We start from the raw sequence: 26,338 nt of genomic DNA on the forward strand, positions 1-26,338 counted from the left end.
GTGACCGCCCTGTGGACGTACAGACACGCGCTCTTACTGGTTGTACGGACCGTAGTCGTAGTCCTCCAGCGGAACGGCCTGGCCGGAGCCGGTGCCGAACGGCGAGTAGTCGATGTCGTCGTAGCCGACGGCCGAGTACATCGCGGCCTTGGCCTCCTCGGTCGGCTCGACCCGGATGTTGCGGTAGCGGGACAGGCCCGTACCGGCCGGGATGAGCTTACCGATGATGACGTTCTCCTTGAGGCCGATCAGGGAGTCGGACTTGGCGTTGATCGCCGCGTCCGTCAGAACCCTGGTCGTCTCCTGGAAGGACGCCGCCGACAGCCACGACTCGGTCGCCAGCGAGGCCTTGGTGATACCCATCAGCTGCGGACGGCCGGAGGCCGGGTGGCCGCCTTCCGTGACCACACGACGGTTCTCGCCCTCGAAGCGGCCGCGCTCGACGAGCTCGCCCGGAAGCAGCTCGGCGTCGCCCGACTCGATGATCGTCACGCGGCGGAGCATCTGCCGGATGATGATCTCGATGTGCTTGTCGTGGATCGACACACCCTGGCTGTTGTAGACCTTCTGGACCTCGCCGACCAGGTGCACCTGGACCGCGCGCTGACCGAGGATCCGCAGCACGTCGTGCGGGTTGGTGGCACCCACGGTGAGCTTCTGGCCCACCTCGACGTGGTCGCCCTCGCCCACCAGCAGACGGGCCCGCTTCGAGATCGGGAACGCCGTCTCGTCGCTGCCGTCGTCCGGGGTGACGACGATCTTCTTGGTCTTCTCGGTCTCCTCGATGCGGATGCGGCCGGCCGCCTCCGAGATCGGGGCGACACCCTTGGGCGTACGGGCCTCGAAGAGCTCGACGACACGGGGCAGACCCTGGGTGATGTCGTCACCGGCCACACCACCGGTGTGGAAGGTACGCATCGTCAGCTGCGTGCCGGGCTCACCGATGGACTGGGCGGCGATGATGCCGACCGCCTCACCGATGTCGACCAGCTTGCCGGTGGCCAGCGAGCGGCCGTAGCAGAAGGCACAGGTGCCGACCGCGGACTCGCAGGTCAGGACCGAGCGGGTCTTGACCTCCTCGACGCCGTGCATGACCAGCTGGTCGATGAGCACGTCACCGAGGTCGACGTTGGCCGGCGCGATGACCTTGCCGTCGATGACGACGTCCTCGGCGAGCATGCGCGCGTACACGCTCGTCTCGACGTCGTCGGTCTTGCGGAGGATGCCGTCGGCACCCTTCTCCGCGATCTTCAGCTTGAGGCCGCGGTCGGTGCCGCAGTCCTCCTCGCGGATGATCACGTCCTGCGAGACGTCCACCAGACGACGGGTCAGGTAACCCGAGTCGGCGGTACGCAGGGCGGTGTCGGCCAGACCCTTACGGGCACCGTGGGTGGAGATGAAGTACTCCAGCACGGACAGACCCTCACGGAACGACGCCTTGATGGGCCGCGGGATGGTCTCGTTCTTGGCGTTCGACACCAGACCACGCATACCGGCGATCTGGCGCATCTGCATCATGTTTCCTCGGGCACCCGAGTCAACCATCATGAAGATGGGGTTCGTCTTGGGGAAGTTCGCGTTCATCGCCTCGGCAACCTCGTTGGTCGCCTTGGTCCAGATCGCGATGAGCTCCTGAGTGCGCTCTTCCTTGGTGATGAGACCGCGCTCGTACTGCTTCTGGACCTTCTCGTCCTGTGCCTCGTAGCCCTTGACGATGGCCTTCTTGGCCTCGGGCACGACGACGTCGGAGATGGCCACGGTGACGCCCGAACGGGTCGCCCAGTGGAAGCCGGCCGCCTTCAGGTTGTCGAGCGTCGCCGCCACGATGACCTTGGGGTAGCGCTCCGCCAGGTCGTTGACGATCTCGGAGAGCTGCTTCTTGCCCACCGAGTAGTCGACGAACGGGTAGTCCTCGGGCAGCAGCTCGTTGAAGAGCGCGCGGCCCAGGGTCGTACGCAGCCGGAAGCTGTCGCCCTGCTGGTACTCCTGCTCGCCCTCCTCGGCGACCGGCGGCACCCAGCCACGCGGCGGGATGGTGCCCACCGGGAAGCGGATGTCGACCTTCGCCTGGAGCGAGAGCTCGCGGTTGTCGAACGCCATGGTCGCCTCGGCGGTGGAGCCGAAGGAGCGGCCCGCGCCGATGACCTTGCGTTCTTCCTCGTCGGTCGTGAGGAAGAAGAGACCGAGAACCATGTCCTGGGTCGGCATGGTGACGGGACGACCGTCGGCCGGCTTCAGGATGTTGTTCGAGGACAGCATCAGGATGCGGGCCTCGGCCTGCGCCTCCGCGGAGAGCGGCAGGTGCACGGCCATCTGGTCACCGTCGAAGTCCGCGTTGAACGCGGTGCAGACGAGCGGGTGGATCTGGATGGCCTTGCCCTCGACCAGCTGCGGCTCGAAGGCCTGGATGCCGAGGCGGTGCAGCGTCGGCGCACGGTTCAGCAGAACCGGGTGCTCGGCGATGACCTCTTCCAGGACGTCGTACACGACCGTGCGGCCGCGCTCGACCATGCGCTTCGCCGACTTGATGTTCTGCGCGTGGTTCAGGTCGACCAGGCGCTTCATCACGAACGGCTTGAAGAGCTCCAGCGCCATGGCCTTGGGCAGACCGCACTGGTGCAGCTTGAGCTGCGGGCCGACGACGATCACGGAACGCGCGGAGTAGTCCACACGCTTGCCGAGAAGGTTCTGACGGAAGCGACCCTGCTTGCCCTTGAGCATGTCGGACAGCGACTTCAGCGGACGGTTGCCGGGGCCCGTGACCGGGCGACCACGACGGCCGTTGTCGAAGAGCGCGTCGACGGCCTCCTGAAGCATGCGCTTCTCGTTGTTCACGATGATCTCGGGGCACCGAGGTCAAGGAGACGCTTGAGGCGGTTGTTACGGTTGATCACGCGGCGGTACAGGTCGTTCAGGTCGGAGGTCGCGAAGCGGCCACCGTCCAGCTGCACCATCGGACGCAGGTCCGGCGGGATGACCGGGACGCAGTCCAGCACCATGCCCTTGGGGCTGTTGCTGGTCTGCAGGAACGCCGAGACGACCTTGAGGCGCTTGAGCGCACGGGTCTTCTTCTGGCCCTTGCCGGTACGGATGATCTCGCGGAGCTTCTCGGCCTCTTCGTCCAGGTCGAAGGACTCCAGGCGCTTCTGCAGAGCAGCGGCGCCCATCGAGCCGTCGAAGTACGTGCCGAAGCGGTCGCGCAGCTCGCGGTAGAGCAGCTCGTCGCCCTCGAGGTCCTGGACCTTGAGGTTCTTGAAGCGGCTCCACACCTCGTCGAGACGGTCGATCTCGCGCTGCGCACGGTCGCGCAGCTGCTTCATCTCACGCTCGGCGCCTTCGCGCACCTTGCGGCGCACGTCGGCCTTGGCGCCCTCGGCCTCGAGCTCGGCCAGGTCGGTCTCGAGCTTCTTGGCACGGGCTTCGAGGTCGGCGTCGCGGCGGTTCTCGATCTGCTGACGCTCCACGGAGACGTGCGCCTCCAGCGACGGCAGGTCGCGCGTGCGGCGCTCCTCGTCCACGAACGTGATCATGTACGCGGCGAAGTAGATGACCTTCTCGAGGTCCTTCGGCGCGAGGTCGAGCAGGTAGCCGAGGCGCGAAGGAACGCCCTTGAAGTACCAGATGTGCGTGACAGGGGCGGCCAGCTCAATGTGGCCCATCCGCTCACGACGCACCTTGGCGCGAGTGACCTCGACGCCGCAGCGCTCGCAGATGATGCCCTTGAAGCGGACACGCTTGTACTTGCCGCAGTAGCACTCCCAGTCCCGGGTCGGGCCGAAGATCTTCTCGCAGAAGAGTCCGTCCTTCTCGGGCTTGAGCGTGCGGTAGTTGATGGTCTCCGGCTTCTTCACTTCGCCGTGCGACCAGGTCCGGATGTCGTCCGCGGTGGCGAGGCCGATCCGCAGCTCGTCGAAGAAGTTGACGTCGAGCACTTGTCGTCAATCCCTCTTTCGGGGTCGAGAGTCAATCATGGTCTGAACGGGTCCGGGGAGAGCCGGCCGCTGCGGTGAAGCAGCGGCCGGCCAACCCGTCAGACCTCTTCGACGCTGCTCGGCTCGCGCCGGGACAGGTCGATACCGAGCTCTTCCGCAGCGCGGAAGACGTCCTCGTCGGTGTCGCGCATCTCGATGGACATGCCGTCCGAGGACAGCACCTCCACGTTGAGGCACAGGGACTGCATCTCCTTGATGAGCACCTTGAAGGACTCGGGGATGCCGGGCTCAGGAATGTTCTCGCCCTTGACGATGGCCTCGTAGACCTTCACGCGGCCGGTGACGTCGTCGGACTTGATGGTCAGCAGTTCCTGGAGGGCGTAAGCGGCGCCGTAAGCCTCGAGCGCCCACACCTCCATCTCACCGAAGCGCTGGCCACCGAACTGGGCCTTACCACCCAGCGGCTGCTGGGTGATCATGGAGTACGGACCGGTCGAACGGGCGTGGAGCTTGTCGTCGACCAGGTGGTGGAGCTTGAGGATGTACATGTACCCGACCGAGACCGGGTCCGGGAACGGCTCGCCGGAGCGGCCGTCGAACAGGTGGGCCTTGCCGGACGGAAGGACCATCCGGTTGCCGTCGCGGTTCGGGATCGTGGACTCGAAGAGACCGGAGATCTCGTCCTCGCGCGCACCGTCGAAGACCGGCGTGGCGACGTTGGTGCCGGGGGCGACCTCGTCGGCGCCGATGGCCTTCAGACGCTCCATCCAGTCCTCGCTGCCCTCGACCTTCCAGCCCTGGCTGGCGAGCCAGCCCAGGTGGATCTCGAGGACCTGTCCCGGGTTCATTCGGGACGGGACACCCAGCGGGTTGAGGATGATGTCGACCGGGGTGCCGTCCTCCAGGAACGGCATGTCCTCGATCGGCAGGATCTTCGAGATGACGCCCTTGTTGCCGTGACGGCCGGCGAGCTTGTCACCATCGGTGATCTTGCGCTTCTGCGCGACGTAGACGCGGACCAGCTGGTTCACGCCCGGCGGCAGCTCGTCGCCCTCTTCGCGGTCGAAGACGCGGACGCCGATGATCTTGCCGACCTCGCCGTGCGGGACCTTCAGCGAGGTGTCGCGCACCTCGCGCGCCTTCTCGCCGAAGATCGCGCGCAGCAGGCGCTCCTCCGGCGTCAGCTCGGTCTCGCCCTTGGGCGTGACCTTGCCGACGAGGATGTCACCGGCGACGACCTCGGCACCGATACGGATGATGCCGCGCTCGTCGAGGTCCGCGAGGACCTCTTCGGAGACGTTCGGGATGTCCCGGGTGATCTCCTCCGGGCCGAGCTTGGTGTCACGGGCGTCGACCTCGTGCTCCTCGATGTGGATCGAGGAGAGGACGTCGTCCTGCACCAGACGCTGGCTGAGGATGATCGCGTCTTCGTAGTTGTGGCCCTCCCACGGCATGAACGCCACGAGGAGGTTCTTGCCGAGCGCCATCTCACCCTGCTGGGTGGCCGGACCGTCGGCGAGGACCTGGCCCTCGACGACGCGGGCGCCCTCGTCCACGACAACCTTCTGGTTGACCGAGGTGCCCTGGTTCGAGCGGGAGAACTTGGCGATCCGGTACGTGGTGTACGTGCCGTCGTCGTTGGTGACGGTGACGTAGTCCGCGGAGACCTCCTGGACCACACCGTCCTTCTCCGCCTTGATGACGTCACCGGCGTCGACCGCGCAGCGGTACTCCATGCCGGTGCCGACGAGCGGCGCCTCGGACGTGATCAGCGGCACGGCCTGACGCATCATGTTCGCGCCCATGAGCGCGCGGTTGGCGTCGTCGTGCTCGAGGAACGGGATCATCGCGGTGGCGACCGACACCATCTGGCGCGGCGAGACGTCCATGTAGTCGACGTCGTCGCCGGGGATGTAGTCGATCTCGCCGCCACGACGGCGGACGAGCACGCGCGACTCGGTGAAGCGCATGTCCTCACCCAGCGTCGCGTTGGCCTGCGCGATGACGAAGCGGTCTTCCTCATCGGCGGTCAGGTAGTCGACGTCGTCGGTGACGACACCGTCGACGACCTTGCGGTACGGCGTCTCGACGAAGCCGAACGCGTTGACACGGCCGTACGAGGCGAGCGAACCGATCAGACCGATGTTCGGGCCTTCGGGAGTCTCGATCGGGCACATGCGGCCGTAGTGGGACGGGTGCACGTCACGGACCTCGAAGCCGGCCCGCTCACGGGAGAGACCACCCGGGCCAAGAGCCGACAGACGGCGCTTGTGGGTGAGACCCGACAGCGGGTTGTTCTGGTCCATGAACTGCGACAGCTGGCTGGTGCCGAAGAACTCCTTGATGGAGGCAACGACCGGCCGGATGTTGATCAGGGTCTGAGGCGTGATCGCCTCGACGTCCTGAGTCGTCATGCGCTCGCGCACGACGCGCTCCATACGAGCCAGACCCGTGCGGACCTGGTTCTGGATGAGCTCGCCGACGTTGCGCAGACGACGGTTGCCGAAGTGGTCGATGTCGTCGGTCTCGACGACGATGCTGCGACCCGACTCGCCGACCGTCTCGACCTCGCCGGCGTGCAGCCGGACCAGGTACTTGATGGTGGCGATGATGTCCTTGCTGGTGAGGACGCCGGCGTTCAGCGGCTCATCGGCGCCGAGCTTCTTGTTCACCTTGTAGCGGCCGACCTTCGCGAGGTCGTAGCGCTTGGGGTTGAAGTAGAGGTTCTCGAGCAGCGTCTGAGCAGCCTCGCGCGTGGGCGGCTCGCCCGGGCGCAGCTTGCGGTAGATGTCGAGCAGCGCGTCGTCCTGGCCCTGGGTGTGGTCCTTCTCCAGGGTGGCGCGCATGGACTCGTACTCGCCGAACTCCTCGAGGATCTGCTCGGTGGTCCAGCCGAGAGCCTTGAGGAGGACGGTGACGGACTGCTTGCGCTTGCGGTCGATGCGGACACCGACCATGTCGCGCTTGTCGATCTCCATCTCCAGCCAGGCACCCCGGGACGGGATGATCTTGGCCGAGAAGATGTCCTTGTCGGACGTCTTGTCGATGGAGGAGTCGAAGTAGACACCCGGCGAGCGGACCAGCTGCGACACCACGACACGCTCGGTGCCGTTGATGACGAAGGTGCCCTTGTTCGTCATGAGCGGGAAGTCGCCCATGAAGACCGTCTGGGACTTGATCTCGCCGGTCTCGTTGTTGGTGAACTCCGCGGTGACGAAGAGGGGAGCCGCGAACGTGAAGTCGCGCTCCTTGCACTCGTCGATCGAGTTCTTCGGAGGCTCGAAGCGGTGGTCGCGGAACGTCAGCGACATCGACCCGGAGAAGTCTTCGATCGGCGAGATCTCCTCGAAGATCTCTTCCAGACCAGACTTGGTGGGGACGTCCTGTCCGCTCTCGAGAGCGGCCTCGACGCGACCCTTCCAAGCGGCATTGCCGAGCAGCCAGTCAAAGCTCTCGGTCTGCAGCGCGAGGAGGTTGGGAACCTCGAGAGGCTCCTTGATCTTTGCAAAGGAGATGCGCAGCGGGGCGGTGCTGGCGCCGTTGTTCGTATTGGAGGTCGAGGCGTTGCGCGAGGCGGCCAAGAGGGGGTCCTTCCGAGGGCTCGGACTCACTACGCGCGTACCGGTCCCAAGCTGGCACAGCGGCAGATATCCCTGGTCAGGGAAGTCGGTCATCGATGCTCGAGCGTGGGCATGCCCCTGGTGACGGGCAGGAGGCAGCTAACAGGCAGCGCAAAGGGTCAGTGTAGCCACTCGGCTCACTGATGTCCAGAGCGGGTTCTTTGAGACCCTCGCTGTACTCAACTCCTGCGGAAAACCATGCGCTGTATGCGCATATCGATACTGCCCTCTACGTCGCCGATCCATGCCTCGGATCCGGATCGGTATGACAACGCGTCCTGAGAATTGCGCGCCTCGTGCAGTTCGTCAAGGCCCCCCGCCCCTCCGGAAGGGGCGGACGCCGGCCACGGCGCCGCACAGCACCTGGACACCGCGAGGCGTACGGCGAAGATCACGATACTCGCCACAGCGCCGAGGGCAAGAACGGCGCCCCGGAAACGCCTAAGGGCGACCACCCGAACGGGTGGTCGCCCTTAGGACGAGAGCAGCTGAGTCAGAGACTCAACGAGGTCACTTGACCTCGACGGCCGCGCCCGCGCCCTTGAGGGACTCGGCAGCCTTCTCGGCGGCCTCCTTGGTGACCTTCTCGAGGACCGGCTTCGGAGCGCCGTCGACGAGGTCCTTGGCCTCCTTCAGACCCAGCGAGGTCAGCTCACGCACGACCTTGATGACCTGGATCTTCTTGTCGCCGGCACCGGTGAGGATGACGTCGAACTCGTCCTGCTCCTCAGCGGCCTCGGCGGGGGCGCCGGGGGCACCCGGGGCGACGGCGGCGACCGCGGCGGCGGCGGTGACGTCGAACTTCTCCTCGAAGGCCTTCACGAACTCGGAGAGCTCGATGAGGGTCATCTCCTCGAACTGCGCGAGCAGGTCTTCCTGGGCGAGCTTCGCCATGATGGCGTCCTTCCACTAATTCGGCTGGTGCCGATGTACATGTGAGGCGGGCGTACTTCCGGCCCGCTGCGACCGGCGCCTAGACGGCGTCGGTCAGAAAGCGAGCCGAATTACTCGGCACCGCCCTGCTCGGCCTGCTTGGCACGAAGCGCCTCCGCGGTGCGGACGAACTTCGAGGGAAGCGCCTTGAACAGCGAGGCAGTCTGGGACTGCTTGCCCTTCATGGCGCCCGCCAGCTTGGCGAGCAGAACCTCGCGGGACTCGAGGTCCGCAAGCTTCTTGATCTCATCGGCGGACAGCGCCTTGCCGTCAAGGACACCGCCCTTGATGATCAGGTTCGGGTTCTCCTTGGCGAAGTCACGAAGACCCTTCGCCGACTCCACCGGGTCACCGGTGATGAAGGCAACCGCCGTCGGACCTGCGAACAGGTCGTCCAGCGTGTTGATCCCGGCCTCGTTGGCCGCGATCTTGGTCAGCGTGTTCTTCACCACGGCGTACTGGGCGTTCTCACCGAGCGAACGACGCAGCGTCTTGAGCTGCGTCACGGTGAGACCCCGGTACTCGGTCAGCACGGCGGCGTTCGAGCTACGGAACTGGTCCGCGAGCTCGGCTACCGCGGCAGCCTTGTCGGGCCTTGCCATAGAGCGTCGGCCTCCTTCCGGGTGATGAGGACCGCTCAGAAGGGGCTGGGCAAAACGAAACGCCCCGGCGCAGGCGCACGGGGCTGAGCTCGACCGGAACGATCCCGGGAGCTTTCCACGACACCTGCGCAGGTCGTCCGCACCTAGCGGATCCTTCGGCCACCGCACCTTTCGCAAGGCACGGCAACGACCAGCGGTCTTTGGCTTCTGGGGAAGACTACGCGAACGGGTTACCCACAAGCAAATCGGGCCCCGCGTCTCCCGGAGGAGGTGCGGGGCCCGACTGAGCCACTCGGCGGGCCGTCAGGCCCGACCCGGTCAGACAGCTGCCGGGTCCTCCTCGACGAGGAGGTTACGGGTGCGGTTCGGGTCCAGCGGGATGCCGGGACCCATCGTCGTGGCGAGGGCGGCCTTCTTGATGTAGCGGCCCTTCGCGGCGGACGGCTTGAGACGGAGGATCTCCTCCAGCGCCGCGGCGTAGTTCTCGACCAGCTTCGTCTCGTCGAAGGAGACCTTGCCGATGATGAAGTGCAGGTTCGAGTGCTTGTCGACGCGGAACTCGATCTTGCCGCCCTTGATGTCCGTGACAGCCTTCGCCACGTCCGGGGTGACCGTTCCGGTCTTCGGGTTCGGCATCAGACCACGCGGACCGAGCACACGGCCGAGGCGGCCGACCTTGCCCATGAGGTCCGGGGTGGCGACGACGGCGTCGAAGTCCAGACGGCCCTTCGCGACCTCGTCGATGAGCTCGTCGGAGCCGACGATGTCGGCGCCGGCGGCTTCCGCGGCCGCAGCACGGTCACCGGTCGCGAAGACCAGGACCCGGGCGGTCTTGCCGGTGCCGTGCGGCAGGTTCACGGTGCCGCGGACCATCTGGTCGGCCTTGCGCGGGTCGACGCCCAGACGCATGGCGACCTCGACGGTGCCGTCGAACTTCGTGGTGGAGGTGTCCTTGGCGAGACGGACGGCCTCGAGCGGGGCGTACAGGCGCTCCCGGTCGATCTTCGCGTCCGCGCTGCGGAAGTTCTTGCTGCGCTTCACTTCTGCTCCTGGGGTATGGAGGGTGGAGTCGTGGTGCGGACCAGCGCTTGGCCCTACCACTGAGGTGCTACGGGGACTTTCAGCCCTCGACCGTGATGCCCATGGAACGGGCGGTGCCGGCGATGATCTTGTCCGCGGCCTCGAGGTCGTTGGCGTTCAGGTCGGGGAGCTTGACCGTCGAGATCTCGCGCACCTGAGCGGCGGTGAGCTTCGCGACCTTGGTCTTGTGGGGCTCGCCCGATCCCTTGTCCACGCCCGCGGCCTTGAGGATCAGCTTGGCGGCCGGAGGGGTCTTCGTCACGAAGGTGAAGGAGCGGTCCTCGTAGACCGTGATCTCCACCGGCACGACCATGCCACGCTGCGACTCGGTCGCGGCGTTGTAGGCCTTGCAGAACTCCATGATGTTGACGCCGTGCTGGCCCAGCGCGGGGCCGACCGGCGGAGCCGGGTTGGCCGCGCCGGCGTTGATCTGGAGCTTGATGAGCCCCGTGACCTTCTTCTTCTTGGGAGGCATTGCTCTCTCCGGGTCCTAGTGAGAGTTTCCTGCCATCCGATCACCGGACGGAGGCATACCGCACAACGATAACGGGTATCGAGGTGCGGCTAAAAACCGAGCAGGTCAGACCAGCTGCGAGAGCCGGTCTGACCTGGTCGGAAGCGGGTGTCCAGAAAGGGTCAGTTCTTCTGGATCTGGTCGAAGCTGAGCTCGACCGGGGTCTCGCGACCGAAGATCTCGACGAGGCCCTTGACCTTCTTCGAGTCGGCGTTGATCTCGTTGATCGTCGCCTGGAGGGTCGCGAAGGGGCCGTCGGTGACCGTGACCGAGTCGCCCACCTCGAAGTCCAGAACCTGGACCTCCATCTTGCGGCTGGGCGCCGGCTTGCCCTCGGCCTCGGCTGCCTCGCGGGCGGCCTTCTCCTCGGCCTCCGGGGCGAGCATCTTGACGATCTCGTCCAGCGTCAGCGGGTACGGGTCGTAGGCGTTGCCGACGAAGCCGGTGACACCGGGGGTGTTGCGGACGACGCCCCAGGACTCGTTGGTGAGGTCCATGCGGACCAGGACGTAACCGGGAAGCTTGTTCTGGCGGACGTTCTTGCGCTCGCCGTTCTTGATCTGGACGATCTCTTCCTCGGGCACTTCCGCCTGGTAGATGAACTCCTCGACGTTCAGCGACACCGCGCGCTGCTCCAGGTTCGCCTTCACGCGCTTCTCGTACCCGGCGTACGTGTGGATGACGTACCACTCGCCGGGCAGGGTGCGGAGCTCCTCGCGGAGGGCGGCGATCGGGTCGACCGGCTCCGCGGCCTCTTCCTCGGCGTCGGCCTCTTCCTCGGCGTCGGCCTCTTCCTCGGCGTCGTCCGCCTCGGCGGCTTCCTCCGCGATGTCCTCGTCGTCCTCGGCGCTCACGGCGGACTCTTCCGCCGACTCGCCCGCAGCCGCGTCAGCAGCTTCCGCCTGGTCCTCGTCGGCCGCCTCGACGATGTCGAGCTGGTCCTCAGCGGACTCCGCGCTTTCGCTCGGCTCAACGGCGTCGTTCAGGTTCGGGTCAGACACGGTGGCTGCTTCTTCCTGGATACAAATGGGTGGAACGTGCGAAAGGGGCGCCGGGAAGGGCGCCCTACGCGGGATCAGCCGAAAACGTACTTGACGGCTCGGGCGAAGCCCATGTCGATCACGGTCACGATGCCGATCATGACGACGACGAAGATAATCACCACGGTGGTGTACGTCGTCAGCTGGCTGCGGGTGGGCCACACGACCTTGCGCAGCTCGGCGACGATCTGGCGGTAGAAGAGCGCGAGACGGCCCAGGGGGCCCTTCTTGCCGCGCTTGCCGCCCTTGCGGGACTTCTTCTTGGAATCCGGCGTCTCGTCCTGGGCATCAGGCATGTCGATGGAGCCCACGGCGTCCGTCACGCTACTCACCTGATTCCGGGTCGTGGCCGTGCCGCGCCCGGTGGAGCCGCACGGCGGTGCATAGAAGTACGTACATGCGCACACATCCTGGCGAAGATGCGTGTAGCAGGGCCGGAGGGACTTGAACCCCCAACCGCTGGTTTTGGAGACCAGTGCTCTACCAATTGAGCTACGACCCTTTGTGGTTACCCCAACCTACCGCATCCGGCCGAGTGCATGGAGTGCGCACGGAGGAGCTGCCGTTGAGGGCCAACGACGAGTGAGTGTACGTGGTCACAGGCCCGGCGTCGAACAGACCGCCCCGGACCGCTTCGCGTCCACCCCTCGGCATCTGTGCGCCCGGCGTGTTTGTGGTCTGGGACGATGGGCCGTATGAGCGCTGCAACTCCTCCCACCGAGCGCCGGGTCTCAGCCCGAATCGGCGCGATCTCCGAGTCCGCAACCCTTGCCGTGGACGCCAAGGCCAAGGCCCTGAAGGCCGCCGGCCGTCCGGTCATCGGCTTCGGCGCCGGCGAGCCCGACTTCCCCACGCCCGGTTACATCGTCGAGGCCGCGATCGAGGCCTGCCGCAACCCGAAGTACCACCGCTACACGCCGGCCGGCGGGCTCCCCGAGCTCAAGGCCGCGATCGCCGCGAAGACGCTGCGCGACTCCGGCTACGAGCCGGACGCCTCGCAGGTCCTGGTCACCAACGGCGGCAAGCAGGCCATCTACGAGGCCTTCGCCGCGATCCTGGACCCGGGCGACGAGGTCATCGTCCCGGCGCCGTACTGGACGACGTACCCCGAGTCGATCCGCCTCGCGGGCGGTGTCCCGGTCGACGTGGTCGCCGACGAGACCACCGGCTACCGCGTGTCGGTCGAGCAGCTGGAGGCGGCCCGTACGGAGAAGACCAAGGTGGTCCTCTTCGTCTCCCCGTCCAACCCGACCGGCGCGGTGTACACCGAGGCCGAGACCGAGGCGATCGGCCGCTGGGCCGTCGAGCACGGTCTGTGGGTGCTGACGGACGAGATCTACGAGCACCTGGTGTACGGCGACGCGTCCGCGGTCTCCCTCCCGGCGGTCCTGCCCGAGCTGCGGGACAAGTGCATCGTGGTCAACGGCGTCGCCAAGACCTACGCGATGACCGGCTGGCGCGTGGGGTGGATCATCGGCCCGAAGGACGTGGTGAAGGCCGCGACCAACCTGCAGTCGCACGCCACGTCGAACGTCTCCAACGTCGCGCAGGCGGCGGCGCTGGCCGCGGTCTCCGGTGACCTGGACGCGGTCGCCGAGATGCGTTCCGCCTTCGACCGCCGCCGCCGGACGATGGTGCGGATGCTCAACGAGATCGACGGCGTCGTCTGCCCTGAACCGGAGGGCGCGTTCTACGCGTACCCCTCGGTCAAGGGACTGCTCGGCAAGGAGATCCGCGGCAAGCGCCCGCAGGACTCGGTCGAGCTGGCCGCGCTGATCCTGGACGAGGTCGAGGTGGCGGTGGTCCCGGGCGAGGCGTTCGGCACGCCGGGTTACCTGCGGCTTTCGTACGCGCTGGGCGACGAGGACCTGGTCGAGGGCGTGTCGCGGATCCAGAAGCTGCTGGCGGAGGCCCGCGACTAGCAATTGCTTCTCAGTGACTGAACGGGTCCCCGACAGCGGCCGGGGGCCCGTTTCTGCGTTCGGGCGGCCACTCGTTCGAGAAAAGGTGCTTCCGGGCGGCTCGTGTGTACGGCAGGATCTTGGGATGTTGAGTGTGCGCGATGTCCGACTGCTGCCGAAGGCCCATCTGCATCTGCATTTCACCGGGTCGATGCGGCCCGGCACGCTGCTCGATCTGGCCGACAAGTACGGCGTGCACCTGCCGGAGGCCCTGACGAGCGGGGAACCGCCGAAGCTGCGTGCGACCGACGAGCGGGGCTGGTTCCGCTTCCAGCGGCTGTACGACGCCGCCCGCTCGTGTCTGCGCGAGCCCGAGGACATCCAGCGGCTGGTGCGCGAGGCGGCCGAGGAGGACGTGCGGGACGGCTCGGGGTGGCTGGAGATCCAGGTAGACCCGACGTCGTACGCGCCGATGCTGGGCGGGCTGATCCCGGCCCTGGAGATCATTCTGGACGCGGTGGACAGCGCGTCGCGGGAGACCGGGCTCGGGATGCGGGTGCTGGTCGCGGCGAACCGGATGAAGCACCCGCTGGACGCGCGGACGCTGGCGCGCCTCGCCGTGCGGTACGCGGGCCGCGGGGTCGTCGGCTTCGGGCTCTCCAACGACGAGCGTCGGGGCATGGCCAGGGACTTCGACCGCGCGTTCGCGATCGCGCGCGAGGGCGGACTGCTCGCCGCGCCGCACGGCGGGGAGCTGACCGGGCCGGCGTCCGTACGGGACTGCCTGGACGATCTGCGGGCGTCAAGGATCGGGCACGGCGTCCGGGCGGCCGAGGATCCGCGACTGCTGCGGAAGCTGGCCGAGAGGGGCGTGACGTGCGAGGTGTGCCCGGCGTCGAACGTGGCGCTCGGGGTGTACGAGAAGCCCGAGGACGTGCCCCTGCGGACGCTGTACGACGCCGGGGTGCCGATGGCGCTGGGCGCGGACGACCCATTGCTGTTCGGGTCGCGGCTGGCGGCGCAGTACGAGCTGGCGCGGCAGCACCACGGGTTCACTGACACCGAGCTGGCGGAGCTGGCGCGGCAGTCGGTGCGCGGGTCGGCCGCGCCCGGTGACGTACAGGCGAAGCTGCTCTCCGGGATCGATCACTGGCTGGCTAGCTGATTCCGTTCAGCAGGGTCCGGGCGAGGGCGGCGGCGAACTCGTCCACGGACTGCGGGGGCTTCTTGCCGATGGTGGAGTCATAGGCGAAGGCGCGCTGGGCGCAGGCGCCCAGGAGCAGTGACGCGGCCGCGAAGGTGTCGGCGCCGGGGCTGAGGCGGCCGGCTTCGCACTCCGAGCGCAGATAGGTGTCGAGGCCCTCGATGGGCGTGTGGGGGCCGGTGCCCATCTCCCGCATCGAGTCGTCGTGGCGGCGCTTGAGCTTGGTCTCGGCGTAGAGCGAGGCGGCGATCGGGAAGCTCTCCGCGTAGAAGTGGACGGCCTGGCGGGCGATCTCGGTGAGGTTCTCCTCGACGGAGCGGGTCCCCGGATCGGCGGTGAGGCGGTGGAGGAGCGGGCCCAGCTCGGGCAGGCGCTCCTTCAGCACGGCCACGAAGAGCTCCTCCTTGCTCGCGAAGTGCTTGTACAGCGCGGCCTCGGAGCAGTCGGCGGCCCGGGCGATCTCCTTGGTGGTCGTACGGGCCAGGCCGATGGTCCGCATCAGCTCGTGGGAAGCGTCGAGGATCCGCTCTCTTGCGGGCTTCTGCATGTGTGCTCCATGAGAGCTTGACGGGTGAGTAAGCATTCACCCACCCTGATGGGAAGTGAAGTGAGTGAATACTTACCCACCTGGGGAGGGTGCGCAATGAAGATCACTGTTTTCGGCGCGACCGGCGGCATCGGACAGGAGATCGTCAAGCAGGCGCTGGCGGAGGGGCACCGGGTCACAGCGGTGGTGCGCGATCCGGCGCGGTTCGGCGTGACGGGGCAGCGCCTGGAGGTCTTCCCGGCACAGCTGAGCGACGGGGACCTGGAGACGCTGCGCCGGGCGGTGGCGGGGCGTGACGCCGTGCTCTCCGGGCTCGGGGCCCGCACCCGCAAGGACGCGGGGATCGCCGCGCACCTCACCCGCCGGGTGCTGCGGGCGATGGAGGCGGAGAGCACGCGACGCCTGCTGGTGGTCAGCGCGGCTCCGCTCGGGCCGGTGCCCGAGGGCCAGCCGCTCCTGGACCGCGCCATGCTGTCGGTGGTCGGCGCGGTCCTGAAGGACGTGTACGCCGATCTGCGCGTCATGGAGGAGGAGCTGGCGCGCTCGGCGACCGACTGGACGTCGGTGCGGCCGCCGAGGCTGCTCGACAAGCCGGTGACGGGAAAGTACCGGACGGTCGTCGGGGGCAGCCCGCGCAGCGGCAGGAGCATCGCACGGGCGGATGTGGCACACGCGATGCTCGCGATGGTGGACGACCCGGCGACCGTGAAGCAGGGGGTGGGGGTCGCGTACTAGGCCGGCGCGCCCCGCGGGGTTCTCCCCTGCCTCTACAGGCTGACGCCCACCGTCACCGGCTCGTTCACCAGCGTCACGCCGAACGCCTCGCGGACCCCGTCGACGACCTCGCGGGCGAGCGCCAGCAGGTCGTCGGTGGTCGCGTCCCCGCGGTTGGTGAGGGCGAGGGTGTGCTTGGTGGAGATACGGGCCGGGCCCGAGCCGTACCCCTTGGTGAAGCCGGCCTTGTCGATCAGCCAGGCCGCCGAGGTCTTGGTCCTGCCGTCGCCCGCCGGGAAGGCGGGCGGCGTCACACCGGAGCCGAGGCGCTCCCGGGCGCGGGCGAGGAAGGCGGCGTACTCCTCGTCCGTCAGGATCGGGTTGGTGAAGAAGGATCCCGCGGACCACGTGTCGTGATCCTCGGGATCCAGGACCATGCCCTTGCCCGCGCGCAGTTTCAGCACGGTCTCGCGGGCGACGGCGGCGGGCACGCGGTCGCCGGCCGCGACGCCCAGCGTGCGCGCGGTCTCGGGGTACTTGACGGGCGCGGACAGGCCGCCCGCGTCCTCCAGTACGAAGCGGACGCGCAGGACGACGAAATGGTCCGGGTCCCGCTTGAAGCGGCTGTGGCGGTACGAGAAGTCGCAGTCGGCAGCGGACAGGGTGACCGTCTCGCCCGCCCGGCGGTCGTAGGCGACGACCTCGGTGATGACGCCGGACACTTCCTGGCCGTACGCCCCGACGTTCTGGATCGGTGTCGCGCCGGCCGAGCCGGGGATGCCCGCGAGGCACTCGATGCCCGCGAGGCCCGCCTCCACGGTGCGGGCGACGGCGTCGGTCCAGACCTCGCCGGCGGCCAGTTCCAGCGACGTGCCGTCGAGGCGGAAGCCGGTGGTCGCGATGCGCAGGGCGGTGCCGTCGAAGCCCTTGTCGCCGATGACCAGGTTGCTTCCGCCGCCGATGACGAGCAGCGGGGTGCCGGCCGCGTCGGCCTCGCGGACGACGGCGATCACCTCGTCGTCGGTGGTGGCCGTGACGAGACGGGTCGCGGGACCGCCGAGCCGGAAGGTGGTCAGGGGGGCGAGGGGAGCGTCGTGGAGTTCCTGCACGGGACAAGCGTACGGGGCGCCTCCGGCAGCCGGAGGCGCCCCGTACCCGGGCGTCGGTGGACGAGCCGCTCCCCGTGCTCCCGCGGCGGCGGCCGCCGCTTCTCACGCCGGGGCGGGATCAGCGGGGGCCGCGACCCCCGCGATCGCGGGGGCGTCCCTTCCGTCAGGCGAGCCGGACCACGGCGCGGGACATGCCCAGCACCTTCTGCCCGGCGCTCATCGCGATCAGGTCCACCCGGACCCGGTTGTCGTCCAGCAGTGCGGCGACCTTGGCGCTGACCTCGATCAGCGCACCCTTGTCGTCGTTCGGGACGATGACCGGCTTGGTGAAGCGCACGCCGTACTCGACGACGGCGGCCGGGTCGCCGGCCCAGTCGGTGACCACCCGGATCGCCTCGGCCATGGTGAACATGCCGTGCGCGATCACGTCCGGCAGCCCGACCTCGGTGGCGAACTTCTCGTTCCAGTGGATCGGGTTGAAGTCGCCGGAGGCGCCCGCGTACTGCACGAGCGTGGCGCGCGTCACGGGAAAGGACTGGGCCGGCAGCTCGGTGCCGACCTCGACGTCCGCGTAGGAGATCTTCGCAGTCATCACGCCTCCTGCGCCGCGCGCGCGACGAGCTTCGTCCATGCCGTCACGACGTGCTCACCGGTCTCGTCGTGGACCTCACCGCGGATGTCCACGATGTCGTTGCCCGCCATCGACTTGACCGCCTCGATCGTCGAGGTGACCGACAGCCGGTCCCCCGCGCGCACCGGGCGCCGGTACGCGAACTTCTGGTCGCCGTGCACCACACGGCTGTAGTCCAGACCCAGCCGCGGGTCCTCGACGACCTGGCTCGCCGCCTTGAAAGTGATGGCGAAGACGAAGGTCGGCGGTGCGATCACATCGGAGTGGCCGAGCGCCTTGGCGGCTTCCGGGTCGGTGTACGCGGGGTTGGTGTCGCCCACAGCCTCGGCGAACTCGCGGATCTTCTCCCGGCCGACCTCGTACGGTGCGGTGGGCGGATAGGCCCGCCCCACGAAGGACTGATCGAGCGCCATGGACTCGTACCTCCTGATGCCTGATGAGTTGAACTGGGCAAACGACACGAGGCCGCCCCCGAAGTGGGGACGGCCTCGCATACGAGCCTGTATTTAGCGGGTTTCGCGGTGCGCAGTGTGCGAGTTGCAGCGCGGGCAGTGCTTCTTCATCTCAAGACGGTCCGGGTTGTTACGCCGGTTCTTCTTGGTGATGTAGTTCCGCTCCTTGCACTCCACGCAGGCCAGCGTGATCTTCGGGCGGACGTCGGTGGCAGCCACGTGAGTGCTCCTTGGACGGACGGATGAACGGATGAACGCATAAAAGAGTAGCCGATCGAAGGACCGACCCCACAATCGGCTACCGTGTGTAGCGGTGACCGGACTTGAACCGGTGACACAGCGATTATGAGCCGCTTGCTCTACCGACTGAGCTACACCGCTTTGATGACGGATCCCCCCGCCCGAAAGCGAGGATCACCGATCACCAGAGCCCCAATACGGAATCGAACCGTAGACCTTCTCCTTACCATGGAGACGCTCTACCGACTGAGCTATTGGGGCGAGCGATGAAGACATTACACGGTTGCCTGCCGATCGCCCAAATCCGTTTTCCGGCCCCGCTCCCCCGCCCTCTTTCCCGCGCTCACCCCACCCGTCCCGTACGCCACTCGTGCCCACACCGGTACGACTATTGCGCTCCTCGTCGAAGGCTGGTTTGCGGCCCCCTAGGCTCGTCTCACGCTGCGTGATCTTGATCTTGATCTTGTACGCCCGAGCCCCCGCAGGAGCCCGATGTCCGACAGCCAGCCGCAGCCGCCCCGTTCGTCCGGCGGCGGCTCGGGAAACGGCGACGGCCTGCCCGGCACCGACAGCACCACGCTGCTGCTGTGCTCGGCCCGCCTCACCGACGGCCGGACCGTGGACGTACGGCTCAGTGGCGGGCGCATCGAGGCCGTCGGCACCGCGGGCAGCCTCCCCGCGGTGGGCGCGCGCGTGGACCTCAGCGGCCATCTCCTGCTGCCCGCCCCCGCCGAGCCGCACGCCCACAGTGACACCGCTCTCACCGCCGACGTCGGCGGCCCGGTTCCGTACCGCACCGAGGAGGTCCAGCGCCGCACCACCGAGGCGGTGCTGCTCCAGCTGGGGCACGGCGCGACCGCGGTGCGCTCGCACGTGCGGATCGGGGACGTGCAGGGGCTCAGGTCCATGGAGGCGGTGCTCCAGGCGCGGCGCTCGCTGCGCGGGCTGGCCGATCTGACCGCCGTCGCCGTGCCCCGGCTGCTCACCGGCCTCGCGGGCGCGGACGGCCTGTCGATGCTGCGGGACGCCGTGAAGATGGGCGCCGGCGCGGTGGGGGGCTGCCCGGACCTCGACCCCGACCCGGCCGGCTACACGGAGGCGGTCCTGGAGGTCGCCGCCGAGCACGGCTGCCCCGTGGACCTCCATACGGAGGGTGACGATCCGGCCCGGCTCGCCCGGCTCGCGGCGATGGTGGGCGGCCTGCGGCCCGGGGTCACGATCGGCCCGTGCGCCGGGCTCTCCCGACTGCCCCTGGAGGCGGCGAAGCGTGCCGCCGGACAGCTGGCCGCGGCCGGGGTGACCGTGGTCTGCCTGCCGCAGGGCAACTGCGCGGGGGTCGAGCGGCGGGGCGGCGGGCCGGCTCCCGTACGGCTGCTGCGGGCGGCCGGGGTGCGGGTCGCCGCGGGCAGCGGGGCACTGCGGGACGTGGCCAACCCGGTGGGGCGCGGGGACCCGCTGGAGGCCGCCTACCTGCTGGCCTCGCAGGGCGGGATGCGGGCTTCGGACGCGTACGGGACGGTGAGCTCGGCGGCGCGGGAGGCGATGGGGCTGCCCGAGGTGCGGGTGGAGGCGGGGTTCCCCGCGGAGTTGGTCGCCGTACGCGGAGAGCGGATCGCGGGGGTGCTGTCGCTCGCGTACAGCCGCGTCGTCATCCATCGCGGGCGGGTGGTGGCGCGTACCAGCGCGGTACGGGAGTACTGCGACTCGGCGGCCGCCGTCGCGCTCGGCCTGCCGCGTCAGGGGCGGGGCTGAGCCGGCGCGCGCACCGCGCCTCACCCGGGTGTTGCACCCGGGGCGGCCGGGTCCTGAGCACGCACGCAGAGGTGCGCGTACGGTCGGGAGCATGCGCATTGTCATCGCGGGTGGACATGGTCAGATCGCACTGCGGCTGGAGCGGTTGCTCGCCGCACGCGGGTACGGGGTCGCGGGCATCGTCCGCGACCCCGGGCAGAGCGAGGATCTGCGGGAGGCCGGTGCCGAGCCGGTCGTGCTCGACCTGGAATCGGCCTCCGTCGAGCAGGTCGCCGAGGTGCTGGAGGGCGCCGACGCCGCTGTCTTCGCGGCGGGCGCGGGGCCCGGCAGCGGCACCGGGCGCAAGGACACGGTGGACCGGGGCGCGGCCGTGCTCTTCGCGGACGCGGCGGAGCGGGCGGGCGTACGCCGCTTCCTCGTCGTGTCCTCGATGGGCGCGGATCCGGAGCGGGCGGGCGACGAGGTCTTCGACGCGTACCTGCGCGCCAAGGGCGCGGCGGACGCGGACGTACGCTCCCGTACCGGCCTGGACTGGACGATCCTGCGGCCGGGCAGCCTGACGAACGACGCGGGCACGGGACTCGTACGCCTCGGGGCCTCGACGGGGCGTGGTCCGGTGGCGCGCGACGACGTGGCGGCCGTCCTGGCCGAGCTGCTGGAGACTCCGTCGACGGCGGGTCTGACTCTGGAGCTGGTCAGCGGCTCGGTGCCGGTCGCGGTCGCGGTGAAGGACGTCGCCGGCAACTGAACGTGATGCGGCTGCCGGAGAGTTCCGGCAGCCGGAGTGTTCCGGGTGTCGAGGAGTTCCGGGTGTCGAGGGCTCCTGGCCGGTTCATCAGCCGGCCCGTCAACCGGAAAACCCCCTCCGGTCCGCGTTTCTGCGGTCCGGAGAGGGTTTCCCTACCTGTGGCGGCGCCAGGATTCGAACCTGGGAAGGCTAAGCCGGCGGATTTACAGTCCGCTCCCATTGGCCACTCGGGCACACCGCCATGGGATGTCGCTTCGGTCGACCGCCTGGGCGGTGTTCCGTGGCAACGACGTAAACGATACCCGATACCCGGGGGTGCTCCGCCACCGGATTGATCAGTGCTCGGGGCGGGCGCGGGTGACTAGGCTTTACGGAAGCGGCACGGGAGCACCGGCCGCGTACCCCGCCCGGCGAGGCAACCCGGAACCGGTACCCCCATCCCCCGATCACAAGGAGCCACAGGACATGGCCGACTCCAGTTTCGACATCGTTTCGAAGGTCGAGCGGCAGGAGGTCGACAACGCCCTCAACCAGGCCGCGAAGGAGATCTCGCAGCGCTACGACTTCAAGAACGTCGGCGCCTCGATCGATTGGTCCGGCGAGAAGATCCTGATGCAGGCCAGCTCCGAGGAGCGGGTCAAGGCGATCCTCGACGTCTTCGAGACCAAGTTGGTCAAGCGCGGGATCTCGCTCAAGGTGCTGGACGCCGGCGAGCCGCAGCTGTCCGGCAAGGAGTACAAGATCTTCGCGTCCATCGAGGAGGGCATCTCCCAGGACAACGCCAAGAAGGTGGCGAAGATCATCCGCGATGAGGGTCCCAAGGGCGTCAAGGCGCAGGTTCAGGGCGACGAGCTGCGGGTCAGCTCGAAGAGCCGTGACGACCTCCAGGCCGTGCAGGCGCTGCTCAAGGGCAAGGACTTCGATTTCGCGCTGCAGTTCGTGAACTACCGCTGACCTGGCGGTTCGCCGCGGAGCGGGGGTGGAGGCGGCGCGGCCGGCTCCACCCCCGCCGCGATGTCCGAATTCCGCCAGCTCCGGCGGGCCCTGCGTCGCAGACTCGTCGTGACGGGGCGTACGGGAACGTACGGGAACGCACTGTGAGGGAAGGGACCGGCCATGACGCTCTACGCGACCGTGGACAGCCCGCTGGGTGAACTGCTGTTGGTGGGCGAGGAGTCCGCGACCGCCGTCGGCGGTACGGCACTGGCCTCGCTGTCGGTGCCCGGGCAGAAGGGCGGAGTCGCCGTCGGTGACGTGCCGGACGGGTGGCGGCGCGAGCCCGGGGCCTTCGAGGAGATCGCGCGGCAGGTGCGGGCGTACTTCGGCGGGGAACTGACGCGCTTCGACGTGGAGTACGCCGGCGGTGTCGGTACGGACTTCCAGCGGCGGGTGTGGGAGGCGCTGGAGACGATCCCGTACGGCACCACGACGTCGTACGGGAAGCTCGCCGAGCGGATCGGGGTCTCGCGGGCCGGGGTGCGGGCGCTGGGAACGGCGATCGGGCGCAACCCGCTGCTCGTCGTGCGGCCGTGCCACCGGGTGATCGGGGCGGACGGCTCGCTGACCGGGTACGCGGGCGGGCTCGAACGCAAGCGGCGGTTGCTGGAGCTCGAGGGGGCCGGGACGCCGGCGTGACCGGGCTGTTCCCCCGGGAGCGGGCGCAGATCGCGCCGGGGGCGGTGCACGTGCCCGGCTGGCTGCCGGTGGACGAGCAGCGGGAGCTGGTCGGGGCGTGCCGGGAGTGGGCGCGGGGCCCGGTGCCGATCCGGCGCACACGGCTGCCGAACGGCGGAGTCATGTCGGTGCGGACGGTGTGCGTGGGGTGGCACTGGCAGCCGTACCGGTACACGCGCACGGCGGACGACGTGAACGGCGCGCCGGTGGCCGCGTTTCCCGAGTGGCTGGCGGAGCTGGGGCGGCGGGCGCTGGCCGTCGCGTACGGGGACGAGGAGGCGGCGCGGGGGTACGCGCCGGACACCGCGCTCGTCAATTTTTATGACGGTGACGCGAAGATGGGGATGCACCAGGACAGGGACGAGCGGTCCGGGGCTCCCGTGGTGTCGCTGAGCATCGGCGACACGTGTGTGTTCCGGTTCGGCAATACGGAGAGCCGGGGGCGGCCCTACACGGATGTGGAGCTGGCCTCGGGGGATCTCTTCGTGTTCGGGGGGCCTTCGCGCTTCGCTTACCACGGGGTGCCGAAGGTGCTGCCGGGGACCGGTGGTCCGGGGACCGGGCTGGCGGGCGGGCGGCTCAACATCACGTTGCGGGAGACGGGGCTCGGGTAGTTCAGGTGGCTCGGGGCGGCTCAGGTGGTTCTGAGTGGGCCAGGCGGCTCGGGGCGGCTCAGCGGGAACGCGAGTGGCCGAAGAGGATCCGGTACACGACCAGGAGGGCGAGCGCCCCGCCGATGGCGGCGGCCCAGGTGGCCCCGTCGTAGAACTCGTTGGCGATCGGGCGGTCGAGGTAGCGGGCCGAGGCCCAGCCGCCGATGAACGCGCCCGCGACCCCGATGAGGGTCGTGCCGATCAGGCCGCCCGGATCGCGCCCGGGAAGCAGGATTTTGGCGACGGCTCCGGAGAGCAGACCGAGGACGATCCAGCTGATGATGCTCATGCAGCCGAAGACGTTCCGGAGCTCCGGGTGGTTGCGCAGGTCAGTAGGGTGCGGCCCATGACACAGGAACTGCGGCGGACGCTCGGGGTCTTCGATGCCGTGATGGTCGGGCTCGGGGCGATGATCGGCGCGGGGATCTTCGTGGCGCTCGCGCCGGCGGCGGGGGCAGCCGGCTCCGGGACGCTGCTGCTGGCGGGGCTGGCGCTGGCCGCTGTGGTGGCGTACTGCAACGCGATGTCCTCCGCACGGCTCGCGGCCCGTTATCCGGCCTCCGGTGGGACGTACGTGTACGGGCGGGAGCGGCTCGGGCCCTTCTGGGGGTATCTGGCGGGCTGGGGTTTCGTGGTGGGGAAGACCGCTTCCTGCGCGGCCATGGCGCTGGCGGTCGGGGCGTACGTGTGGCCGGAGCAGGCGCACGGCGTGGCTGTCGCCGCTGTGGTGGTGCTGACCGCGGTGAACTACGGGGGTGTTCAGAAGTCGGCGTGGCTGACGCGGGCGATCGTGGCGGTGGTGCTGGCGGTGCTGGTGGCTGTCGTGGCGGTGTGTCTCGGGGCGGAGGGGCCTTCGCTGGGTTCGGGACCCGGCGGTGCGGAGTCCGGCGGTTCGGGACCCGGTGGGGTGCTTCAGGCCGCCGGGCTGCTGTTCTTCGCGTTCGCCGGGTACGCGCGGATCGCGACGCTCGGCGAGGAGGTGCGCGATCCGGCCCGTACGATCCCGCGCGCGATTCCGGTGGCGCTGGGGATCGCGCTGGTGGTGTACGCGTGCGTGGCGGTCGCGGTGCTGTCGGTGCTGGGCGCCGGGGAACTGGCCTCTTCCGCGGCGCCCTTGGCGGACGCGGTGCGGGCGGCGGGCGTGGGGGAGCTGGCGCCCGTGGTGCGGACCGGTGCGGCTGTGGCGGCGCTCGGGTCGTTGCTGGCGCTGATCCTCGGGGTGTCGCGTACGACGCTGGCGATGGCCAGGGACGGTCATCTGCCGGGTGCGCTGGCCGCCGTACATCCGCGGTTCCAGGTGCCGCACCGGGCGGAGTTGGCGGTGGGGGCGGTCGTCGCCGTGGTGGCCGCGACCGGTGATGTGCGTGGAGCCATCGGGTTTTCGTCGTTCGGGGTGCTGGTGTACTACGCGATCGCCAACGCCTCGGCGTGGACGCTGGGGCCGGGGCCCGGGCGGGTCGTGGCGGCGGGCGGGGCCGTGGGGTGCGCGGGGCTGGCGTTCGCGCTGCCGGTGGCCTCGGTGGGGGCGGGAGCGGCGGTGCTGGCGGTGGGGGCGGCCGTGTACGGGGTCCGGAGGGCCGGGGCTGAGTCCGGCCCGGTCTCGCGCGCACGCGCCCGCCGCCGCGGGGTGCTGGGACCGGTGCCGCGCCGGGGCGTCCCCGCCCGGCACCGGGGCCGTCGGCCCTCGGGGCGGGGAGCTGGGCGGTTACCTGGACGCGAACGGCTGGTCCGTCGGGACGATTTCGCGGCCCAGCGGGAGCAGCGAGACGGGGATCATCTTGAAGTTGGCTATGCCGAACGGGATGCCGATGACCGTGACGCAGAGCGCGATGCCCGTGACGACGTGGCTCAGCGCCAGCCACCAGCCCGCCAGGACCAGCCACAGGACGTTGCCCACGCAGGAGGGGATCCCGCGTCGCGGCGCTCCACTGCGGTGTAGCCGAAGGGCCAGAGGGCGTAGCGGCCGATGCGGAAGGACGCCAGGCCGAACGGGATGCCGATGACCGTGACGCAGAGGAGTACGCCTGCCAGGAGGTAGCCCAGGAAGAGCCAGAAGCCGCTCAGCACCAGCCATATGACGTTCAGGATTGTCTTCACGGGCGGTGACCTGCCATCTGTTCGAGTCGGGCGATGCGTTCCGCCATGGGCGGGTGCGTCGAGAACAGCTTTGACGCCGCCTGCCCGGGGCGGAACGGGTTCGCGATCATCATGTGGCTCGCGGTCTCGATGCGCGGCTCGGGGGGCAGCGGCAGTTGCTTCGTGCCTGCCTCGAGCTTGCGCAGGGCGCTCGCGAGGGCGAGCGGGTCGCCGGTGAGCTGGGCTCCGGAGGCATCTGCCTGGTACTCGCGGGAACGGCTCACCGCGAGTTGGATGACGGAGGCGGCCAGGGGCCCCAGAATCATGATCAGCAGCATGCCGAAGAGGCCCGGGCCCTCGTCGTCGTCGGAGCGGCCGACGGGGATGAGCCAGGCGAAGTTGACCAGGAACATGATCACTGACGCCAGCGCGCCGGCGACCGAGGAGATCAGGATGTCCCGGTTGTAGACGTGGCTCAGTTCGTGGCCGATGACGCCCCGGAGTTCACGCTCGTTGAGGAGCTGGAGGATCCCTTCGGTGCAGCAGACCGCCGCGTTGCGGGGGTTGCGGCCGGTCGCGAAGGCGTTGGGGGCCTGGGTCGGCGAGATGTACAGGCGGGGCATCGGCTGGCGGGCCTGGGTGGAGAGGTCGCGGACCATGCGGTAGAGCTGTGGCGCCTCGAACTCGCTCACGGGGCGGGCGCGCATCGCGCGGAGTGCCAGTTTGTCGCTGTTCCAGTACGCGTAGGCGTTGGTGCCGAGTGCGACGAGAACCGCGACGATCAGACCCGTACGGCCGAAGAAGCTGCCGATGACGATGATGAGTGCTGACAGTCCCCCGAGGAGTACGGCGGTCCTCAGTCCGTTGTGCCGGCGGTGCACGGTGCGCCCTCCAAATGGTGCGGCAGGGGAACCCC

22 protein-coding genes, 4 tRNA genes and 3 pseudogenes are annotated in these 26,338 nt (G+C 68.9%); 9 read left to right on the plus strand and 20 right to left on the minus strand.

Annotated elements, in window-relative coordinates; genetic code table 11:
• Positions 1–33: 33 nt before the first annotated feature.
• From BN1555_RS13175 to BN1555_RS13220, 9 genes and pseudogenes are all read right to left on the minus strand, one after another.
• Positions 34–3,932 (minus strand): annotated as a pseudogene (locus BN1555_RS13175) (DNA-directed RNA polymerase subunit beta').
• Positions 3,933–4,030: 98 nt separating this feature from the next.
• Positions 4,031–7,513 (minus strand): DNA-directed RNA polymerase subunit beta, encoded by a 3,483-nt coding sequence (gene rpoB / locus BN1555_RS13180; protein ID WP_093799566.1) that lies wholly within the window; start codon positions 7,511–7,513, stop codon positions 4,031–4,033.
• A 549-nt stretch (positions 7,514–8,062) separates the two neighbouring features.
• Positions 8,063–8,446, minus strand: coding sequence for a 50S ribosomal protein L7/L12 (rplL, locus tag BN1555_RS13190; RefSeq protein ID WP_093799567.1), 384 nt, complete (start codon positions 8,444–8,446; stop codon positions 8,063–8,065).
• Between the two features lie 110 nt (positions 8,447–8,556).
• Entirely contained in the window at positions 8,557–9,087 is a 531-nt protein-coding gene (rplJ, locus tag BN1555_RS13195) for a 50S ribosomal protein L10 (protein ID WP_028812389.1), read from the minus strand.
• Between the two features lie 318 nt (positions 9,088–9,405).
• The gene (rplA, locus tag BN1555_RS13200) at positions 9,406–10,128 is read right to left on the minus strand and encodes a 50S ribosomal protein L1 (protein ID WP_093799568.1); all 723 of its coding nucleotides are present in this window, start codon (positions 10,126–10,128) and stop codon (positions 9,406–9,408) included.
• 79 nt (positions 10,129–10,207) lie between these two features.
• Complete coding sequence (gene rplK, locus BN1555_RS13205; protein ID WP_028812391.1) at positions 10,208–10,642, minus strand: 50S ribosomal protein L11; 435 nt, start codon at positions 10,640–10,642, stop codon at positions 10,208–10,210.
• 161 nt (positions 10,643–10,803) lie between these two features.
• Positions 10,804–11,682, minus strand: a complete 879-nt coding sequence (nusG, locus tag BN1555_RS13210) for a transcription termination/antitermination protein NusG (protein ID WP_093799569.1) — start codon at positions 11,680–11,682, stop codon at positions 10,804–10,806.
• Positions 11,683–11,756: 74 nt separating this feature from the next.
• Positions 11,757–12,044 carry a preprotein translocase subunit SecE gene (secE, locus tag BN1555_RS13215; protein WP_093799570.1) on the minus strand — a complete coding sequence of 96 codons (288 nt, stop codon included), beginning with the start codon at positions 12,042–12,044 and terminating at the stop codon, positions 11,757–11,759.
• A gap of 106 nt (positions 12,045–12,150) precedes the next feature.
• A tRNA-Trp gene (locus tag BN1555_RS13220) sits at positions 12,151–12,223 on the minus strand.
• Positions 12,224–12,416: 193 nt separating this feature from the next.
• Between BN1555_RS13220 and BN1555_RS13225 the strand changes: the two genes are divergently transcribed.
• Both BN1555_RS13225 and BN1555_RS13230 read left to right on the plus strand, forming a co-directional pair.
• On the plus strand, positions 12,417–13,643 hold the full coding sequence (locus BN1555_RS13225) for a pyridoxal phosphate-dependent aminotransferase (RefSeq protein ID WP_093799571.1): 1,227 nt from the start codon (positions 12,417–12,419) through the stop codon (positions 13,641–13,643).
• A 124-nt stretch (positions 13,644–13,767) separates the two neighbouring features.
• Positions 13,768–14,787, plus strand: a complete 1,020-nt coding sequence (locus BN1555_RS13230) for an adenosine deaminase (protein WP_093799572.1) — start codon at positions 13,768–13,770, stop codon at positions 14,785–14,787.
• On the opposite strand, the gene BN1555_RS13235 is transcribed toward BN1555_RS13230, so the two are convergent.
• Positions 14,780–15,373 carry a TetR/AcrR family transcriptional regulator gene (locus BN1555_RS13235; RefSeq protein ID WP_093799573.1) on the minus strand — a complete coding sequence of 198 codons (594 nt, stop codon included), beginning with the start codon at positions 15,371–15,373 and terminating at the stop codon, positions 14,780–14,782. The genes BN1555_RS13230 and BN1555_RS13235 overlap by 8 nt on opposite strands.
• A 96-nt stretch (positions 15,374–15,469) precedes the next feature.
• On the opposite strand from BN1555_RS13235, the gene BN1555_RS13240 reads away from it, so the two are divergent.
• Positions 15,470–16,108 carry an NAD(P)-dependent oxidoreductase gene (locus tag BN1555_RS13240; protein ID WP_093799574.1) on the plus strand — a complete coding sequence of 213 codons (639 nt, stop codon included), beginning with the start codon at positions 15,470–15,472 and terminating at the stop codon, positions 16,106–16,108.
• A 32-nt stretch (positions 16,109–16,140) separates the two neighbouring features.
• Here the strand turns inward: BN1555_RS13240 and BN1555_RS13245 are convergent, their stop codons facing one another.
• The 6 genes from BN1555_RS13245 to BN1555_RS13270 all read right to left on the minus strand — a co-directional run bounded on the left by BN1555_RS13245 (position 16,141) and on the right by BN1555_RS13270 (position 18,780).
• Positions 16,141–17,196 carry a UDP-N-acetylmuramate dehydrogenase gene (locus tag BN1555_RS13245; protein WP_093799575.1) on the minus strand — a complete coding sequence of 352 codons (1,056 nt, stop codon included), beginning with the start codon at positions 17,194–17,196 and terminating at the stop codon, positions 16,141–16,143.
• 163 nt (positions 17,197–17,359) lie between these two features.
• A complete protein-coding gene (locus BN1555_RS13250; RefSeq protein ID WP_093799576.1) occupies positions 17,360–17,788 on the minus strand; it encodes a MaoC family dehydratase in 429 nt (142 codons plus the stop codon).
• The gene (locus BN1555_RS13255) at positions 17,788–18,240 is read right to left on the minus strand and encodes a MaoC family dehydratase N-terminal domain-containing protein (RefSeq protein ID WP_093799577.1); all 453 of its coding nucleotides are present in this window, start codon (positions 18,238–18,240) and stop codon (positions 17,788–17,790) included. The genes BN1555_RS13250 and BN1555_RS13255 overlap by 1 nt, the downstream gene beginning before the upstream one ends.
• A gap of 93 nt (positions 18,241–18,333) precedes the next feature.
• Positions 18,334–18,498, minus strand: a complete 165-nt coding sequence (rpmG, locus tag BN1555_RS13260) for a 50S ribosomal protein L33 (RefSeq protein WP_003956487.1) — start codon at positions 18,496–18,498, stop codon at positions 18,334–18,336.
• A gap of 89 nt (positions 18,499–18,587) precedes the next feature.
• Positions 18,588–18,660 (minus strand) — tRNA-Met (locus BN1555_RS13265).
• A gap of 47 nt (positions 18,661–18,707) precedes the next feature.
• Positions 18,708–18,780: transfer RNA gene (locus tag BN1555_RS13270), tRNA-Thr, on the minus strand.
• Positions 18,781–19,011: 231 nt separating this feature from the next.
• Here BN1555_RS13270 and BN1555_RS13275 point away from each other — a divergent pair.
• Both BN1555_RS13275 and BN1555_RS13280 read left to right on the plus strand, forming a co-directional pair.
• Positions 19,012–20,271: an amidohydrolase family protein gene (locus BN1555_RS13275; RefSeq protein ID WP_107081075.1), complete on the plus strand. Its 1,260-nt coding sequence runs from the start codon at positions 19,012–19,014 to the stop codon at positions 20,269–20,271.
• Positions 20,272–20,362: 91 nt separating this feature from the next.
• On the plus strand, positions 20,363–21,019 hold the full coding sequence (locus BN1555_RS13280) for an SDR family oxidoreductase (RefSeq protein WP_093799579.1): 657 nt from the start codon (positions 20,363–20,365) through the stop codon (positions 21,017–21,019).
• Positions 21,020–21,178: 159 nt separating this feature from the next.
• Here BN1555_RS13280 and BN1555_RS13285 read toward each other — a convergent pair.
• Positions 21,179–21,260: transfer RNA gene (locus BN1555_RS13285), tRNA-Tyr, on the minus strand.
• Between the two features lie 224 nt (positions 21,261–21,484).
• Between BN1555_RS13285 and BN1555_RS13290 the strand changes: the two genes are divergently transcribed.
• The 3 genes from BN1555_RS13290 to BN1555_RS13300 all read left to right on the plus strand — a co-directional run bounded on the left by BN1555_RS13290 (position 21,485) and on the right by BN1555_RS13300 (position 23,307).
• A complete protein-coding gene (locus BN1555_RS13290; protein ID WP_093799580.1) occupies positions 21,485–21,973 on the plus strand; it encodes a YajQ family cyclic di-GMP-binding protein in 489 nt (162 codons plus the stop codon).
• A gap of 162 nt (positions 21,974–22,135) precedes the next feature.
• Positions 22,136–22,654: a methylated-DNA--[protein]-cysteine S-methyltransferase gene (locus BN1555_RS13295; RefSeq protein ID WP_093799581.1), complete on the plus strand. Its 519-nt coding sequence runs from the start codon at positions 22,136–22,138 to the stop codon at positions 22,652–22,654.
• Positions 22,651–23,307 carry an alpha-ketoglutarate-dependent dioxygenase AlkB family protein gene (locus BN1555_RS13300; RefSeq protein WP_093799582.1) on the plus strand — a complete coding sequence of 219 codons (657 nt, stop codon included), beginning with the start codon at positions 22,651–22,653 and terminating at the stop codon, positions 23,305–23,307. The genes BN1555_RS13295 and BN1555_RS13300 overlap by 4 nt, the downstream gene beginning before the upstream one ends.
• A gap of 58 nt (positions 23,308–23,365) precedes the next feature.
• Here BN1555_RS13300 and BN1555_RS13305 read toward each other — a convergent pair whose 3' ends face one another.
• Entirely contained in the window at positions 23,366–23,635 is a 270-nt protein-coding gene (locus BN1555_RS13305; protein ID WP_093799583.1) for a GlsB/YeaQ/YmgE family stress response membrane protein, read from the minus strand.
• A 57-nt stretch (positions 23,636–23,692) separates the two neighbouring features.
• Between BN1555_RS13305 and BN1555_RS13310 the strand changes: the two are divergent.
• A pseudogene (locus tag BN1555_RS13310) lies at positions 23,693–24,922 on the plus strand (APC family permease); the annotation flags it as partial.
• Positions 24,923–25,051: 129 nt separating this feature from the next.
• Here the strand turns inward: BN1555_RS13310 and BN1555_RS13315 are convergent.
• Both BN1555_RS13315 and htpX read right to left on the minus strand, forming a co-directional pair.
• Positions 25,052–25,443: pseudogene (locus tag BN1555_RS13315) on the minus strand (YccF domain-containing protein).
• Entirely contained in the window at positions 25,440–26,303 is an 864-nt protein-coding gene (gene htpX, locus BN1555_RS13320; protein ID WP_093799584.1) for a zinc metalloprotease HtpX, read from the minus strand. The pseudogene BN1555_RS13315 and the gene htpX overlap by 4 nt, the downstream one beginning before the upstream one ends.
• Positions 26,304–26,338 lie beyond the last annotated feature (35 nt).

The organism is Streptomyces sp. Wb2n-11 (assembly GCF_001049855.1).
Classification (GTDB): domain Bacteria; phylum Actinomycetota; class Actinomycetes; order Streptomycetales; family Streptomycetaceae; genus Streptomyces; species Streptomyces altiplanensis.